The sequence below is a fragment of the Pseudomonas fluorescens group sp. genome (assembly GCF_020093335.1).
GTDB classification, from domain to species: domain Bacteria; phylum Pseudomonadota; class Gammaproteobacteria; order Pseudomonadales; family Pseudomonadaceae; genus Aquipseudomonas; species Aquipseudomonas petroselini.
The window spans coordinates 19,015-35,672 of record NZ_JAIOKW010000040.1; the positions used below are offsets into that span (position 1 = coordinate 19,015).

14 protein-coding genes and 1 pseudogene are annotated in these 16,658 nt (G+C 53.1%); 12 read left to right on the top strand and 3 right to left on the bottom strand.

Annotated elements, in window-relative coordinates:
• Position 1 precedes the first annotated feature (1 nt).
• On the bottom strand, positions 2–1,219 hold the full coding sequence (gene pncB / locus K7431_RS26215) for a nicotinate phosphoribosyltransferase (protein WP_012723726.1): 1,218 nt from the start codon (positions 1,217–1,219) through the stop codon (positions 2–4).
• Here pncB and K7431_RS26220 point away from each other — a divergent pair.
• From K7431_RS26220 to K7431_RS26260, 9 genes and pseudogenes are all read left to right on the top strand, one after another.
• Positions 1,207–1,854: a tyrosine-type recombinase/integrase gene (locus tag K7431_RS26220; protein WP_080567232.1), complete on the top strand. Its 648-nt coding sequence runs from the start codon at positions 1,207–1,209 to the stop codon at positions 1,852–1,854. The two genes, pncB and K7431_RS26220, sit on opposite strands and share 13 nt — an antisense overlap.
• Positions 1,854–3,533, top strand: a complete 1,680-nt coding sequence (locus K7431_RS26225) for a hypothetical protein (protein ID WP_012723725.1) — start codon at positions 1,854–1,856, stop codon at positions 3,531–3,533. Before K7431_RS26220 ends, K7431_RS26225 begins: the two co-directional genes overlap by 1 nt.
• Positions 3,530–5,413, top strand: coding sequence for an integrase (locus K7431_RS26230; RefSeq protein WP_012723724.1), 1,884 nt, complete (start codon positions 3,530–3,532; stop codon positions 5,411–5,413). Before K7431_RS26225 ends, K7431_RS26230 begins: the two co-directional genes overlap by 4 nt.
• Positions 5,410–5,850: a hypothetical protein gene (locus K7431_RS26235; RefSeq protein WP_012723723.1), complete on the top strand. Its 441-nt coding sequence runs from the start codon at positions 5,410–5,412 to the stop codon at positions 5,848–5,850. The genes K7431_RS26230 and K7431_RS26235 overlap by 4 nt, the downstream gene beginning before the upstream one ends.
• Before the next feature lie 375 nt (positions 5,851–6,225).
• On the top strand, positions 6,226–6,930 hold the full coding sequence (locus tag K7431_RS26240) for a hypothetical protein (RefSeq protein WP_052308662.1): 705 nt from the start codon (positions 6,226–6,228) through the stop codon (positions 6,928–6,930).
• 195 nt (positions 6,931–7,125) lie between these two features.
• Positions 7,126–8,439 carry a sensor histidine kinase gene (locus K7431_RS26245; RefSeq protein WP_012723721.1) on the top strand — a complete coding sequence of 438 codons (1,314 nt, stop codon included), beginning with the start codon at positions 7,126–7,128 and terminating at the stop codon, positions 8,437–8,439.
• Positions 8,440–8,537: 98 nt separating this feature from the next.
• Positions 8,538–8,747: a hypothetical protein gene (locus K7431_RS26250; RefSeq protein WP_043205218.1), complete on the top strand. Its 210-nt coding sequence runs from the start codon at positions 8,538–8,540 to the stop codon at positions 8,745–8,747.
• On the top strand, positions 8,744–9,220 hold the full coding sequence (locus tag K7431_RS26255; protein ID WP_012723720.1) for a hypothetical protein: 477 nt from the start codon (positions 8,744–8,746) through the stop codon (positions 9,218–9,220). The genes K7431_RS26250 and K7431_RS26255 overlap by 4 nt, the downstream gene beginning before the upstream one ends.
• A gap of 216 nt (positions 9,221–9,436) precedes the next feature.
• Positions 9,437–9,553: pseudogene (locus tag K7431_RS26260) on the top strand (helix-turn-helix domain-containing protein); the annotation flags it as partial.
• A 37-nt stretch (positions 9,554–9,590) separates the two neighbouring features.
• Here K7431_RS26260 and K7431_RS26265 read toward each other — a convergent pair.
• Positions 9,591–10,810 (bottom strand): IS3 family transposase gene (locus K7431_RS26265; RefSeq protein WP_370636182.1). Its coding sequence is split into 2 segments (ribosomal slippage): positions 9,591–10,465 and positions 10,465–10,810, totalling 1,221 coding nucleotides; the frame shifts between segments, so codons are not numbered across the junction.
• Between the two features lie 525 nt (positions 10,811–11,335).
• Between K7431_RS26265 and K7431_RS26270 the strand changes: the two genes are divergently transcribed.
• From K7431_RS26270 to K7431_RS26280, 3 genes are all read left to right on the top strand, one after another.
• A complete protein-coding gene (locus tag K7431_RS26270) occupies positions 11,336–11,725 on the top strand; it encodes a DUF2946 domain-containing protein (RefSeq protein ID WP_012723717.1) in 390 nt (129 codons plus the stop codon).
• 105 nt (positions 11,726–11,830) lie between these two features.
• Positions 11,831–13,912, top strand: a complete 2,082-nt coding sequence (locus tag K7431_RS26275; RefSeq protein WP_012723716.1) for a TonB-dependent receptor — start codon at positions 11,831–11,833, stop codon at positions 13,910–13,912.
• 665 nt (positions 13,913–14,577) lie between these two features.
• Complete coding sequence (locus K7431_RS26280) at positions 14,578–15,516, top strand: GlxA family transcriptional regulator (RefSeq protein WP_224265958.1); 939 nt, start codon at positions 14,578–14,580, stop codon at positions 15,514–15,516.
• Between the two features lie 49 nt (positions 15,517–15,565).
• Here the strand turns inward: K7431_RS26280 and K7431_RS26285 are convergent, their stop codons facing one another.
• On the bottom strand, positions 15,566–16,594 hold the full coding sequence (locus K7431_RS26285; RefSeq protein ID WP_012723713.1) for a GlxA family transcriptional regulator: 1,029 nt from the start codon (positions 16,592–16,594) through the stop codon (positions 15,566–15,568).
• Between the last annotated feature and the right edge of the window lie 64 nt (positions 16,595–16,658).

Below are 16,658 nucleotides of genomic sequence, written 5' to 3' on the forward strand. Positions count from 1 at the left end.
GTCACACCTCCACACTGCCAACGTTGAACACTTGTGCTGCGTACTGCAAAAACGAGGCGTCTTCGCAGACGTTCTTGACCGGGTCATCGGAGAATTTCACCACCGGTTCGCCGTGTACCCGCACCAGTTTCATCACGATGCTCAGCGGCTCGACGCCTTCCACATCGCAGGCCAGGCTGGTGCCCATGCCGAACCCGAACTTGGCCTTGCCGCGCACGTGGCGCAGGATCGGCAGGCATTTCTCGAAATTCAGGCCGTCGGAGAACATCAGGTCCTTGGTCATCGGGTCGATGCCCAATTGCTTGTAGCGGGCGAGCACCTTGTCGGCCCAAGCGATGGGATCACCGGAATCCTGACGCAGACCGTCGTACAGTTTGGCGAAGTACAGGTCGAAGTCCTTGAGGAAAAAGTCGGTGCTGATGCAGTCGGTCAGGGCGATCCCGAGGCGACCACGGTATTCACGCACCCAGTTTTCCAGCGCGGCATTCTGGCTTTCGCGCAGCCGGCCCAGTTGCTGGTGCACCATCAGCCATTGGTGGGCCATGGTGCCGATCAGCGGCAGGTCGAATTCGTAGGCCAGGTGCGCGTTGCTGGTGCCGACGAACTGGCCGGGGAAGTCGCGACGCATGATGTCGACCACTTCGCGCTGGGCCTTGAATGACAGGCGCCGGCGCGTGGAGAAGTCGGAAACGCGCAAGTCGGCCAGTTCATCGCGGCTGAGGTTTTTCTCCAGCCAGTCGAACTTCTGGTAGAGCTTGCGGGTGACGTCTTCGAGGGTCACGTCGGGGTATTTGTCGCGGTTGCGCAGTTCGCTGACCAGGGCCAGTACCGGCTGTTCGAACATGATGCAGTGCAGCATCGGGCCGACCACGCGGATGTTCAGCTGGTCGTCGACTTCACTGACGTGGATATAGCGCAGGTTGAAGCGGAACAGACCGAGGAAGCGCTCGTAATCCGGGGTGAGGTATTCGCGAAAGCGTGGGTTGAACAGAAAGCGCAGCTCGCCTTCGCGCATGTGCAGGCCGGCCATTTTTTCAAGTTCGGCGCGCAGCTCGGGGATCAGGTGGCCGAGTTTTTCCTTCGAACGGACGATGAAGTTGTACTCGACATCGACATTCGGGTGCTGGTGCAACACGGCCTGCATCATGGTGAAGGTGTAGTAGTCGGTGTCGAGCAAGCCCTGGATCACCGGGGACTCGTAGTCGTATGCACTTTCCATGGTGTCTCTCCTTAACGCGTGGCCATCGCGGCCAGTTCTTCGCGGGTGCTGCTGATGACGGCACCGGCCTTGAGCAATTCATTGACGGCCCGTACGAACTGGCTACTTTCCCGGAGGCGTATATTTTCGACCCGGACAAAGCTGGTCGAATCGAACGCAATCTCCGAATTAAGCTTGATCCGTGCGACGGCACCGGGATGGAAACCAAGGGTAGCAAAGAGCGATATATCTGGATTAGTCGCAAGTTCATGTCCGAGCTCTACCGCTACCACTCTAAGGTGCGTGGCGAGCGGGCATCTCTGGGCAAGAACCAAAAGGCGCTTCTCCTCAACCGTCTCGGAGAACCCTATAGCAGTGCTGGCAAGAGCCTGAATCGGATAATCAACCAGACTGGCAAGCAGGCAGGGTTTGAAGTCCATGCGCATATGCTGCGCCATACCTACGCGACCCACACCCTGTTCAACCTTCAGCGCACCCCGCAGAACGGGATCGATCCTCTAACGTATCTGCAACGTCAACTTGGCCACAGCTCCATTCAAACCACGATGATCTACCTGCATTTGGTCAACGAAATGGCCGATGAAGCCGTGCTGGCATATGACGACGAGCTGAGCGAAATGGCGGGTGTAGCCTGATGGGGAAGCGCAAAGTATTTATCAAGACTGATCTCAGCGTCCCGAAAGTCGAACACGGCTTCGACACAGAGGGCAACGTGTACATTCTGCCCGAGGTGATTCCTCCGGCGGACACCTCGGTAGCGTTCGGACGTAATAGCTCCAGCCGTCGAGGATTTGATTTTGCACGATGGTACGGATCTGGAATTGACTCCATTACCTACGCGTGTCAGCGCCAAATTGAGCGCTTCTTATTAGGGCAAGAAGGCGACCTCTCGGTTGCTACGGTCGTCGGCCTTTGCACCGCTGGTCTGAAATATTTCCTTGATTTCTGCATGCTCCAAGCGATGGCTTTCGAACGTGACTTAACATTGAATGATGTGAACCGAATACTCATCGATAGTTATCTCGGCCATCTGTCTGGAAACGGTCTAACGACTAACGGACAGAAAAACGCGTACGGAAAAACAAAGTCTGTACTGGTTGCTCTCGCGCAACGAGGTATCTTTCCACTGGTCGCATCTGGCGGCGAAGCCACCTTTCCACGTAATCCTTTTCCGAACTCCACTCGTAAAGCCAAGGGCGAGACGGCGCTGTCCAAGCGCGAGCGGAAAGAGTTTGCGGCAGCTCTACGACAAGCCATCAAACCAATATGGGCCGATGTACCGACGGTAACCAGCGAACTATTGGTCTATGCGTTACTCATAGTTGCTTTGCACACTGGCCGCAATACCACTCCTTTGCTGGAAATGGGCCGCAATTGCTTGCGCGCGCACCCCAAGGACGACACGGTGTTTTTGGTGCTATGGAAGCGACGTGGTTATAGCTCCAGCAAAGTAGTTTTGCGCGCTGAGTCGAAAGCTGAGCGTCTATTAGAAGCAACACCCAGCGTTAGAACTAACGTTGAGCGTTTGATCCGCCGCGTGATCGCCTTGACTGAGCATTTGGATGCAGAAGCACCGCCTGACATCAAAGGCCGTGTATGGCTGTTTCGAAGTCGAACCATAAGATCAATCGGCCAAGTCACAGAGCTGCAGGCGCGTATGGTGGATTACGGAATAAACCGTCTTGTAGCTGATTATGGCCTGAAAGATAGCGATGGAAAGCCACTGCGAATCAATATTTCCCGCTTGCGCAAGACATTTGGAAATCGAATTTTTGAGCTTACTGATGGAGACCTCGCAACCACCGCCGTTGCTCTTGGGAACACCCCACGGGTAACCGACCAGAACTATTTAGCTCCGACTGAGGAAGCCCGTCGAAACTGGCGGTTTATGGGGGAGGTACTGGTGGGAGAACTACTGACTGCGACCATTGGTGCTACCTATAAGGAAAACCCTCTGGGCCACTGCGGCGATCCAGAAAATGGTCAATTCGCTCCGAAACGTGAAGGAGCTACATGCATGAATTTCATGAACTGCCTCCGCTGCAAAGACTACGCAGTGACCGCCGAAGACCTGTACAAATTGTTCAGTTTTTACTTTCGAGTGTTGAGTGAACGCTCTCGCATGTACAAGGGGCGCTGGGCACGTGAATATGCGCATATCCCTCGCCTTATCGATAACTATATCGTTGCGGAAGGACTTCGTCGCGGAGTTTTCAAAACGGCAGCGGTAGACGCTGCTCGCGAGCGCGCCCGTACCAATCCACATCCGTTCTGGTCAGTTGACCTGATTGCCAGCTTGGAGATCTTTTCATGAGTGAAAAGGTATCAGAAGACCTGCCGTGGCCGCCCCTGAAGGATCAGCCGAGCGATGTTCGCGGGCTTAGTAACTCAGAGCGCGACAAGCTAATCATCACGGCAACTCAGGTCGATGGACAGTGGATCATCCGCAGCCGGTACGGTGACGACGTCTGGCACCTTGAAGGTTTTCCAAGCAACGTGAGGGCATCCTCAAGACGGCTCAATTTCAGCAGCATGCCACCAGCATTCCGAGCAGTGATGAAGGCTATACTTTATCGCTACATCCGACGAGGTCGACTAGAGGCAGGCCGACCGAGGGGCAATACGATTCGAGATCTGGCTAATAACATGCAGCCATTTCTACGTCACTTAGAGAAACTTGATATCGCAAACTTTGGTGCGGTAACGCCCTTGATCGCAGCAACCTATGTGACCGCCTGCAAGGCCTATCGGCAGATCAAAAAATCTGAGAAACCCCTTACACTCAATGCGCTAAATAGCCGCTACGACGCAGTAGAGGCGATTTATGAGTTGAGCCAATATACAGACGATCAGATGCCGGGGCATCCGTGGCAGGGCACTTCTGCGAAGGCGATGGCAGGACAACTTGGTATAGCCAGCAGCGGCCGAACACCGCTTATGTCCGATGAGATATTTTGCACGATCTTCGAGCGAGCATACAGACAGGTTGAAGACGGAAGGTTGTTACTAAACCTCCGAGATGATCTTGATGTTATCGCAGTAGAGAGCAGGGGCCGCCTTGCTGGAGGCATATATAAGGCAAAAAATAAGCACTTGAAAGCTAAGGGCTGGGATGGTGGTGTGCGAACTTTAAATACGGCGCTGATGTCCCTGCGGACGTCCTGCTATATAGTCCTGGCGAGTACCTCGGGTTGTCGGAACCACGAGCTGGCCAATCTGCAGTCGAACGCCCACCACCGCACTGAGGACGACGAAGGTACGATCTATCATTGGATGCGTTCTAAATCCGAGAAGACTGATGAAGGGATCCACGACTGGATGATTCCAGAGATCGCAGTACGGGCCCTGCGTATCATGGAGCGTTGGGCTGCTCCATATCAAGCGAAGATCGCGGCTGAGATTATTCAGCGACGTCGCACCAACCCCCACGACCCGCTCATCGCAGAAGCTCAAAAGCATCGCCATTCACTCTTTCTCACTACAACCGCTTTCGAAGGGATTGGTTCGCGTACCCTTTCTGGTAGCTCTTGGGACGACTATCTCAAGAGCTTTTCCCACGACTGCAAGCTAAGTTGGAATCTTACCAGCCATCAATTTCGTCGTAAATTCGCTAACTATGCCGCGCACAGCCGCTTCGGAGACCTACGATACCTCAAAGAGCATTTTGCCCATTGGTCATTGGACATGACCCTTGGCTATGCCATGGACGATGGCTGGGGGCAGCATCTCGATCTTGACCTTTACATGGAAATCCAAGATGAGCTGGAGGACATCAAACTCGGCGTCGTCGATAACTGGATGGGCGATGAATCGTTGGCAGGAGGCTATGGACGCTCCATCAAGGGATGGCAGCGAGACCCTCAAAACCTGCTGATCTTCAAAGATCGTGCCTCAATGCTGAAGTCCGTCTCTGAGAGCACAGCCATCCGCAGCAACGGCCATGCCTGGTGTACGGCAGACAACGACGGCTGTGTCGGCAATACCCTCGAACGCACCCGCTGCACTGGCTGCGACCAATCGGTGATCGGGAGTATCCACGCCCCCATCTACCAGCGACTCTACGATGATCTGAAAGAGCTGCTGCTCTGCAAGGACATTGGCGAAGGAGGTCGCCTACGCGTGAAGCGCGATCTGAACCGCTGCCGGGAGGTATTAGTGCAACTGGATATGCCTCCTGAGGATCTGAGTGCATGAAGAGCAAGGACAAATCATCCAATTACAAGCCTGCTGTGGATCGAGCGAAGGATCTGAAGCTAGCCATCTATGCCATCCAAAAAGGTCGGGCTCGTACCGGTGAAACTAAGGTGACCATCGCCGCTGTGGCCCGTGAGGCCGGAGTATCGACGGCGCTCATCCATAATCATTACCCAGCAATCGCTGAGGAGATACGACTGATCCAAGGGCGATCTAGTCGTGCCATGCGAGATGTAAAACATCAGGATCTGATTGCCGAGCGTCAGAAGTCTAAGGGCTACCGTCATGAGATTGAGGAGCTTCAGGCCAAGCTCGCCAGACTCGCATCCATCAATGAGGTACTGCTGTACGAGAACGAGACCCTAAAGGCTAAGGTGAAAGAGCGAAATGTGGTTGAACTGGTTTCGTCCACCCGCATGGATAAACCTGGCATCTGAAGAAGTCCTCCGTTCATTGACATCAAGAGAAAGCAAATAGTCATTGATGCTACTGTTGCCGTGGCATGCCCCTGCGCGGACGGCTGTCGCTAACCAAGCCTGTCTACGGCGAGTCTTGGCCCTGCGGGCTTCCATCCTCATGCTCTGCGCGCTCCGCTTGCCTTATCAGTCACGTGGACGCATCTAGGTCGTCCATTTGATCCAATAGACAAGCGCTACGAATATGCTAACTTGACCGCCTCGGTTCCCTAGTCGAGATCGGGCGGTCGGTTCGCCAAGGCGGTATAGCCACAGGGTGCTTCACCTCTTTTGCTTCACATGCATTCCGACAATAGTCAGAGGGCAGCCGACACCGCTGGCGAATTGGAGGATGCTATGCGCGTACCAATCTCTCTTGCCGACCTTCGTGTCAAATACGGCTTCAACCGTATCGCCAAAAAGCTCCAGCGCAATTGGCGGAGCGCCTTTTCTCTATCCCTCGCATCTTCGCAAGAAATCCTCTCGAAGGGTCTTGGCTATCAGGATCTTCATGATCTGCAAACATCGGCTAGCGAGCACGGCAAGAATGTCGCCGGGCCTACTCAAGATGAAGTAAGGAACGGAATCAGTAACGCCATTACCGCTTTCTGCCAGTCCAAAAAAGTTACTGACATGGACGAGCGCGACGTCAACCAGCTAGTAAGCTTGCTGCCCCTACACGAGCTTACCGTATTCCAGATGTCACGCTCACAACAGCCCAGCGCTCTCGCTTCTCAGTCCGTCTTTGAGTTACTCACCAGGCCAGCCAATGACCTGACTAGGGCTGCCAACCAGGAGCAGTCGACGCGTCCTGCACAGCTACGCGACGATCTGAGTGCCGAGCTTAGGAAGCGACCAGCAGATCCTATCAGCCAAGAAGATCTGAAACGCTTTTGGGAGGTAGTACAGCGCAAGGGTACCCTAGGGCAACATTCCTCCATCGCCCTCCCCGAAAAAGAAATTCACATTCAAGGAGTACACGCCACTGAAGTTTTACCAGGCTGGCCGACCAAAGATGTCAAGACGCTGCTGAGCAGACCGGTCTTCGAGCCAGGGGTTTAGGTGTCCTATCTGGACAGAAAATTGACTGGCGACTGCGACCGGGAGTTCCACGGTTGACGACAACCACTCGTCGCCAGCCCTTCGAGTGCTATCTGGAAACAGATACATCGCTGCTCGGATGGAGAAACAATTTCTTGCTGTCCAAGCTATCAAAACAGCATGATCGCCCTACTGCCCTCAGCGATGCATAATCAGATGCCCCACATTCCTGCCCCTTTTTCTCCGAACGAGGATGAAAGAGCCCTGTCGCTAGAGCATCTTGGGGTGCTGGACTCAGCTCCGGAGAAAGAATTCGACGACATCGTCGTGCTCGCGAGCACCTTGTGTGAAGTACCGGTCGCGCTGGTTTCTCTGGTGGACAGAGACCGTCAGTGGTTCAAGGCGTGCGTCGGGCTCGACGTGAGGGAGACGCATCGGGATCTGGCGTTTTGCGCGCACGCGATCCTGGCTCCCGCCGATGTGTTGACTGTCGAAGATGCCAGACGCGACCCGCGCTTTGAACACAGCGCACTGGTGCTTGGCCCGCCCTACATTCGCTTTTACGCAGGAGCTCCTATCATTGACGATACGGGGCACGCTCTGGGTACGGTGTGTGTAATTGATACCAAACCGCGAACTCTGACAGCACCGCAGCGCACGGCGTTGCTGGCATTGGCGAGACAGACCGCTTCGTTATTGCAATTGCGCTTGCTAAGACATCAACGAGAGCGTCGAGCAGAAATTCTTGTCCAAGAACTGGCCCAGGCAAATGCGCTTAATCAAATGGCCGAAGAGTCACTGCGTCACGCCAAGCGTATCTCCTCCCTGGGAATGGTCACGGCCAGTATTGCGCACGACTTCAACAACATTCTTCAGGCGCTTAGTGCAAGCTTGCAGATGATCCGCTTGCGCGCCAGACGACCGAAAGATGTCGAGAAATTTAGTGATACCGGGTTGCAGGCGGTTGACCAGGGACGACAGTTAGTAAGTCATCTGCTCTCGTGTGTTCGACTCGACAGCCCGAATCTGGTGTGCATTGACGTTAATGCCCGACTTGAAGCAATGCGCGATGTGTTGTTCCGCACCGCGACCGAAAGTGTTGAGCTGACTTTCGACCTGTCAGCCCCCAACACCGCTGTGATGTGTGAAGAGGCCCAGTTGAATGCGGCTGTGTTGAACCTTCTCACGAATGCCAGAGATGCGCTCGGGTCAGCAGGAAGTATCTGTATCTCAACTCGACTGGTACGGGCTGAGGATGATGTTCCACTGGCTGGAGGCAATTACGTCGTGCTCAGCGTTGCTGATACCGGGCCTGGTATACCGGATGACCTAGCGGCTAAAATTTTTGATCCTTTTTTCACCACAAAGGAAAAAGGAAAAGGTACGGGCTTGGGCTTATCGCAAGTCCGGGAGTTCGCAGAGAACGCTGGGGGCACCGTCATGGTAGAAACTGCTCCCGACAAGGGAACAGTCGTATCTTTGTACTTGAAATCATTGGGTCGAATCGATTCTGCGGTTAACCCCACCTAATCATCGTAGTTTGAAGATTTTGGCAGGTAACCTTCGTGACGTGATTCGCCTGTATGCCGGCCCGATACGCTGTTGTTCCCAACATGGAGGTGACCTAAATGCATGCTGAGTATTCGCTATCAGATGTGCTGGAAAGGATGTACCAGAATCAGCTCGCTCTCGAAGCTGCGCTCATGGAGTTGACCCTCCAGGTGGAAGCTCAGGGACATGCGGAAGTCGGGGACAACGTACGTGGTGCGCTTTACACAATTGGTGAGAACGCTGGTCATATCAAACAGGGGCTGGCCCGGCTCAAAAAGCTCCCATGAGGCAGCCGCTTTTTGATTTTGATCTCAAACGCGTCTCACGCGAGCACTACATAACTGGTAAAGCCGCCATCAATTTTCCGCACGCTGGAAGAACTACAGGTGGGTGGCATCTCCTGTCCTACTTCGACCGCGATTCGGGCGTAGCGAAAGTGTCGCTCGCAGGTATTCATTATCCTGATACCACCGACTTCTTTGGTGACGCTGGGATATGCGACGTTACCGGCCAGTTGGCGAAGCTAGGATGGGCATCAGAGGGCAAACGCCTCTTCATGGCCGATCATTACCGAGCGGCTTCCGACATGATCGTGAAGTGGGCACTGAGCGGTTCCAGGCACTGCAATGTCGAAGTAGCTGAATGGTTTCCAACCAAAGTAGAAAAACAGCTGCTGCTCGCAATTCTTGAGATGGGAAAGCCTAAGCTCTTCGAGCTAGGTATGCTGAAACAAGTGGAGGCCTGGCTAAGCTCGCAATAGATCAATCGAGACCGCAGATGAAAATCACAGCAGTCCCGGTAGCGTTAGAGTAAGTAGCCCAACTCAGTGCGCATAGTTCCAGCGAGCTACAAGGTTCATCTCGGCGTCTCTTGAGCATGAAACCCAGGCATACCGTGATAGGCTTTGATTTGCCTAGAATGGCTCGTCCCAACGTATACAAGCTCACAGGGACTGACTCAAATCAGGAACGCTTACATGTCGCTCAAAAAAGCTTTCGCTGCTGTGCTTAAAGCGATGCGCGCTGGTAGGGGACTGACCCAGAGAAACCTGGCAGAAGTCAGCAGTAGGACATACGTCTCGAAACTAGAACGCTGGATTTGCCCCTACAAAACCGGACACCAACTCCCCGTTAAATTGATGCAGCTGCCAAGCGCCTGAACTCCCTCGGTGAACGGTAGTTCAAGGCGCTGTGCGGATGCTGCTCGTTGTAATGTTCGAAGGCAATTGCCAGGTTACGCAACGCCGTTTCTCGATCCGGTTTGGGCATGTGCGCCACGTAGTCACGTTTGATCGTCTTCACGAAGCTCTCGGCCATGCCATTACTCTGCGGGCTACGCACTGGTGTGGTCACCGGCTGCAAGCCGATCTGCCGAGCAAACAGGCGCGTCTGTTCGGCGGTGTAGGCCGAACCGTTATCGCTGAGCCACTGCACCGGCGTTGCAGGCAGTTGATCACCGAAGCGCTTCTCCACGCTTTCCAACATCAAGTCGCGGATATCATCGCCGCTGTACCCGGTCGGGCTCGCGACCCAGCCGATGGCTTCGCGATCACAGCAGTCCAGGGCGAAGGTCACGCTCAGTTTAGCGCCGTCCTCACAACGGAACTCAAAGCCGTCCGAGCACCAACGCGTATCGCTGGTTTGCACCGCAATACGGCCTTCGTGCCGACGCGGCACGCCGGGTTGTTTGATCCGGCGCTCAAGCAGCAGGTTGTGATCACGCATCACCCGGTAAACCCGCTTCACGTTGATCGCGGGTAGCAGCTGGGTTTCACGGGCGCGACGCAGCAATCCCCAGACTCGACGGTAGCCATAGCTGGGCAGCTCGCTGACCTGTTGCTGGATTTCGGCCACCAACTCAGCGTCGTTCACAGGCCTGCTTCGCCGTGTCTTGGGCGATACCGATTGCTTGATTCGAACCGTTAATTGCGAGCGCGCCACACCGAGACATTCGCTGACCAGTTTCACTGGTCGTCCCCCGGCAACAAGGGTGAGTGCGCAATCCATTTTCGCGACCGGGCGATCTCCACGGCCTCTTTGAGGATTTCTGCTTCCATCGTCTTCTTGCCCAGCATCCGTTGCAGTTCACGGATCTGCTTGAGTGCATCGCTCAGCTCAGAGGCCGGCACCACGGCTTCACCAGCACTGACCGCCGACAGGCTGCCGTCCTGATAGAGCTTGCGCCACAGGAACAACTGGTTGGCATTGATGCCGTTGCGCCGAGCCACGACCGAAACGCTTTGTCCTGGTTCAAGGCTCTCTCGAACCGTGGCCAGCTTTTGCTCTGGGCTCCAGCGACGACGCCGCTCCTGGCCCAAAAGCTCACCACTCTTATCGTTGCTATTAGTCATAAACATAACCGTTTGCCTATCCCTTATCGTAAGGGGGAAACGGTGTCCTGTCTTTCATGGGGCTCGTTCAAACGCGGTCAATCGAGTCCAACGCTAGAGATGATCACCGCGCTAAGTGGCCCACTCAATGTACATCCTCTGACCCTAGTAGCCCTTACCCTTTGCGCCGAATCGGGGGAGTCCACCAGCGCTTTGCTGCGCCGGGCTCAAGATGAATTAGCGGATCTAGCCCATGACGGAATTCTTAAGAATTTATCGATTTCGCCGGACGATGGCTCACCGGTCACACGCCTCTCAACTAAGACCTCAAGTAATCGCTCAGTGACGAACTCTCCGCAAGTAGAATTCTGCTTCGTGGAGTAGACGATCCCCGACGCATTGACACCGTATGGCCTGATCGTACTCGTCAGCCAACTATCTCGGGAAAGGAATGGCGTTGCCTGTGGCGAAATGGCGCACGCATGAAACTTTTACATTGCTCCTTAATTCCGGCTAAATAACCGCCCCTCTACGCTGACTTTGAACATGTCCTCGTTGAAACGCATAAGCCCTTGGATCGCCTGCCTGGCCGTGTTGCTAAACATGTTTGCCATGCCGATGAGCCGCGCTATGCAGACGCCGGATGTTCAGCTAATGCTTTGGGGGGGATTCTGCTCGGGAGGTGGTTCTCAAGCTTTACCTCCAGGGTTCAAGAAAACAGTCGACACTTTCCAGCAAGCTCCTTCAAAAACGCTTATGCAGCACGGTGATTGCTGCTGTGGCCATGCTGGAATGGCAGCGCTTCCTTCCAACTACTACCGGCACTTTTTACCGCAATACACATCTGACACTTCCCTCGAAAATCCTGTACTGCCGAAGCTCCATCCCAGGATTCGGTGGCCAAGCCTAAGTCCACGCGCCTCTCCCTTCGCCTGATCACACACCGCTGACATTGTCCGGTGCTGCCTCTTTAAATCTTTTAGCGGCCTCGAAGGAAGCTAAACGCCCTTGAAGTTTCTTGATCATCAGGAAGTGCGTGCTATGCCTGCTCCAATTACTTTGCCTCTCGCAAAGCGCTTGTCTGTGTCCCGCCCCCTTTGGCCCCTGCTTTCAATAGGCGTGCTCGCGTTGAGCCCGCTGTCAGTGGCATTAGCTGAAGCCAGCAGAATCGAAAATTCAACCCTGACCCTAGGTGCGGTCAGCATTCAGGGCTCGGCAAGCGGCCCTTTGAGTACCAGCAACGTTCTCAGCTCGGTGGATATTCTCGGAGGAGACATCCTCGAAAAAATGCCAGTAAATTACAGCTGGGAACTGTTCAGTCGCGCACCGGGTGTCATGCTCACTGAATTCAACCAAGGCACGACCTCAGGGAAAATTTCCTTCCGTGGCTTTAACGGTGAAGGCGAAGTGAATGCCGTAAAGCTTTTGATCGACGGCATTCCGAGCAACAGCAACGACGGCAATATGCCGTTCATGGACATGATTTTCCCCATGGAGCTGGACAGCATTGAGGTGGTGCGTGGCACCAGCGATGCGCGTTATGGTCTGAACAACATTGCCGGCAACGTCAACATGCTCACCCGCACAGGTGGCGACTACAACAAGGCGCGGCTGCGTTATGGAAGCTTCAATACCCAAGAAGCACAGCTGGCCAAGGGAATTGAGAGCAGCAACTGGACTCAGAATTACTTTTTCGCCTATCAAAAATCTGATGGCTACCGGGATCATGCCGAAGCCGACAAGTTTTCAATGTCTGGCAAATGGTTCTACACGCCGGACGATGACAGCTACCGTATCGGCCTTATTGCTCGTCACTACGAAACTGAAGCTCAGGAGCCAGGTTATCTAAGAGAAGACGATGCACGTCATCACCCGGAAATGACCAACAGCTTCAACGCTACTGACAAGGGTACGCGTCGCATGAACCAAGTCAGTCTGCATTTTGATACAGACCTGGCTGATAACCTCGCTTGGTCAGCGAAGACCTACGTCAACACCTTCGATGACAGGCGTTGGACGCAATACTGGAGCACCAGCGCTCAACAGGAACGCGACGCTTACGAGACGCAATATGGCGCGCTAACCTCCGTGACCTGGCGACCGCAAGTCAGCTGGCTTTACGACTTCGCCTTGGAAGGAGGCGCAGACGTACAGCAGCAGCAAAATAAAAGTGAGCGCTATCGCACTAGAGACCGCACACGTCTAGCTACCACCCGCGACCAACAGTTCGACTTCGACACCTACGGCGCTTATGTCCAGGCAGAGATCAAACCTTTCGAGTCTCTGAAGATCGTACCCGCCTACAGGGTCGACAAGATCCAGGGCGACTTCACTAATGAAATGACCGGCACAGATTACGACATCAACGACTACGGGCTGATCAAGCAGCCGAAGATCAGCGTTGTCTATTCTCCCTGGGACGTTGCCAGCTTCTATGCGAACTGGGGACGTACCTTTCAAGTGGGCACCGGGGCGGCGGCTTACAAGATACCTCCCCGGGATACCGATCTGGCACCCTCGATCAACGAGGGCTGGGAAACCGGAATCAAGTTCACGCCGGATGACTGGGTAGACGGGCGCGTTGCTTATTGGCAGCAAGAGGCCTCGGGGGAAGTTAGTCGAAGGCTGAACGACCCAAGCGGCGAATCCGATAATGTTGGTGAAACACGGCGCTGGGGTTACGACTTGCAGATGAACCTGTATCCGAACGAACGCACCAATATCTGGATGGCCTACTCTTGGCAATATTCGAAAATACTCCAGCCGAGTGCCACGTTGCCTAACAGCAAAGGTCAGGAAATCGACCACATCCCGCATCACCTCTACAACGCGGGAATCAGCTACGACGCGACACCAGCATTACATCTGACGGCCTGGATGAACGGCCAGACCAATTACTACCTAGAACGGGAGAATAAAAAAGGGACGTATGGCGGTTACGTGCTGATGAACCTCGGCGCAACATACAAAGTGACACGATCAGTTAGTGTCGACTTACAGCTGAAAAACCTTACAAATCGTTATTATGAATATGCTTGGTATGACCCGGACGGTGCCCAGGCATCCCTACATTCCCCGGGTGATGGCCGTGCGCTTTACACCGGAGTGACTTTGGACTTCTGAGGAGGAATTCTGTTGAGGCCTATTAGGCCTCATCAGCTCCAAGGAATGCGCGTCTTCCTCACCGCAATCCGATTAACTAAGAGAAAGCTGGTTGGTAACTAATCGCCTGAGAAATCTATATGTATTAGGCTCATTCACTGTCGCATTCGAATACAATCTTACGCGATCTAGAAGCCAACAGCTTAATCAGTTCTTGCAGTTGACATGATCGAAAATGAGCATGCATAGATTGTTCGTCGCGCCAAAAAAATTCGATTATCCAACTATTCGATTCGGCGACCTTCCTCAACTCACATCCTGCAACACCTGAAGAACCAATCTCCAACAGCCCAAGAATATTACAAATCTTATCTGCAAATTCATCATCCATGTTCACTTCGAACCCCATAGCGCTCTTCATAAGCCCCGACATAAAACCAATCTCCAAATCGAAAAAATAATTAGGCCGTGCGAATTACCAATACATCGCACAAGGATGTTCAAGTTACTAAATTTATCCCTAGGTGAGATTGGGCTATGCTGCAGCGTTCTAGGTTAAAGTTACGATAGACGAAAATAAGTTAAAAACATGACAAAAAATTGATGATTTCTGCCAAAATCACCAGAACCCACAAGGTGCTCTCCCGGAAGGTGTAACACAAATGCTTGTAAGATCTGTTCAGTTCATGACTTATCCCGAAGTTAGCCTTCTCGACTTAGCAGGCCCTTTGGATGTTTTTATTGCGGCTAACCACTTTGCAGACCCGGATCATCCCCCCTACTCCTTATCGATCCTTTCTTTAAGTGGAACCACTGAGATTTTCTCTAATTTCTCATTAAACGCTGCGGTTTTGGGAGCGGAAACACCGGGAGCGCACACGCTGATCGTCCCAGGCGGGCCTGGCATCCACAAATTTTGTGATCATCCAAAGTTTTTTACACATTTTGTAAGACATGCTGAAAATGCAAAGCGTCTAGTTTCCGTTTGCACGGGGGTATTTGCGCTAGCGAGAGCTGGAAAACTAAACGGGCGACACGTTACTACTCATTGGTCTGCCTATGACAAATTGGAAACAGACTTTCCATTTGTAAACGTAAGGCGCGGCCCTATATTTATTAATGACGGGGACTTATGGACTTCAGCGGGTGTTACTTCCGGGATCGATTTGGCGTTATCAATGGTTGAAGCCGACTTGGGGCATTCTGCTGCACTCGAAGTAGCACGACATCTGGTTGTTTTTTTAAAACGGCCAGGAGATCAAGATCAGTTCAGCTCATCTTTGACGTTACAGTCAAAAAGCAGTCAATTCTCAGATCTTCACGCTTGGCTAAATAGCAATCTTAATAGCGATTTATCGATATCTTCACTAGCAAATTTTATGAACATGAGTGAAAGAACTTTTGCACGTAAATATAGTGAAGTCACAGGTAGCACGCCGAGTAAAATGGTCGAGCAGATTCGCCTAGAAACGGCTTGCCACTTACTTGTGACGTCAAACTCGCCACTCAAAGCAATCGCCAATAAGTGTGGGCTAGGTGACGAGTCAACGTTTATTCGTAACTTTACAAAAAAATACTCCGTCACGCCCAAGGAATATCGAGAGCGGTTTAAGCCGCTTCTCTGAAAGGTTTTTCACATTAAGCGGCGGACTGAATACTATACTAACTTAGTATTTATATATTAAGCGTAATATCGAGCTTGATTCTTGGAAAAACATCTAGTTCGCTATTTTTTTCTTCCAATTTTTTTTCACGGAAAAACATTCGCCGATACTCAGAAGGCGACGTGCCGAGGTGCACAGCGAATTGCTGCCTCAACGATAAAGGCGTTCCAAATCCTGCCTCACCGGCTACACATTCGATAGGCAGGTCAGTCGTTTCTAACAGCTCCTGCGCTCTGACAACGCGTTGAGCATTCAACCACTTTGAGACGGTACTGCCAGTCGATTCCCTGAATCGACGAGTGAAGGTGCGCCTACTCATTTTCGCCATGTCCGCCATTACGTCGAGCGACAGATCACTGGCCAAATTCATACGAGCCCATACCAGCACATCAGACAAGTGAGTCTCGCTGGATAGCTGCGGCACAGGATGCTCAACGTATTGAGCTTGGCCGCCCTGCCTGTGCGGCGGTGTCACCAGCATTTTTGCGGTTCGATTCGCTACATCGGCGCCGAGCCGCTGCCGTACCAAGTGAAGGCAACAATCTATTGCCGCAACGGTTCCTGCAGAGGTAATGATGTTGCCATCACTTACATAGAGCACTTCAGGCCTGAAACGAACTTCTGGGAACCGTCGCCCAAACTCGTCTCTGACTGCCCAGTGAGTGGTTGCTTCTTTGCCATCAAGAAGCCCGGCCTCGCCGAGCACGAATGCTCCCAGACATAACCCGACGATGAGCTTTTCCTGGAAATTTGCACGTTGTAAGGCTTGCACAAGCTTTGCAGACGCTGCGACCGAATGATCACCCCACGCCGGAATGACAATTACGTCGGATGCCTCCATCAGTTCCAGGCCATGATCGACCGCTAAGCCTATGCCTTGGTCGCTTATCACCATTCCCGGAGCCTCTGCACAGTAACTGACCTCGTAATGAGGTTCACCGGGTGCAGATTGAGCTGTTCCAAGCACCATTCCAGGGACGGAAAGATGAAACAGGCTGACTCCGTCAAAAGCCAGAACAGCAACGCGTGTGGATTGCATCAGTCAGCCTCACATTCGAGAACAGCGCAGGTTTATGGCCTGATTATATCGCAATCTGTCATTC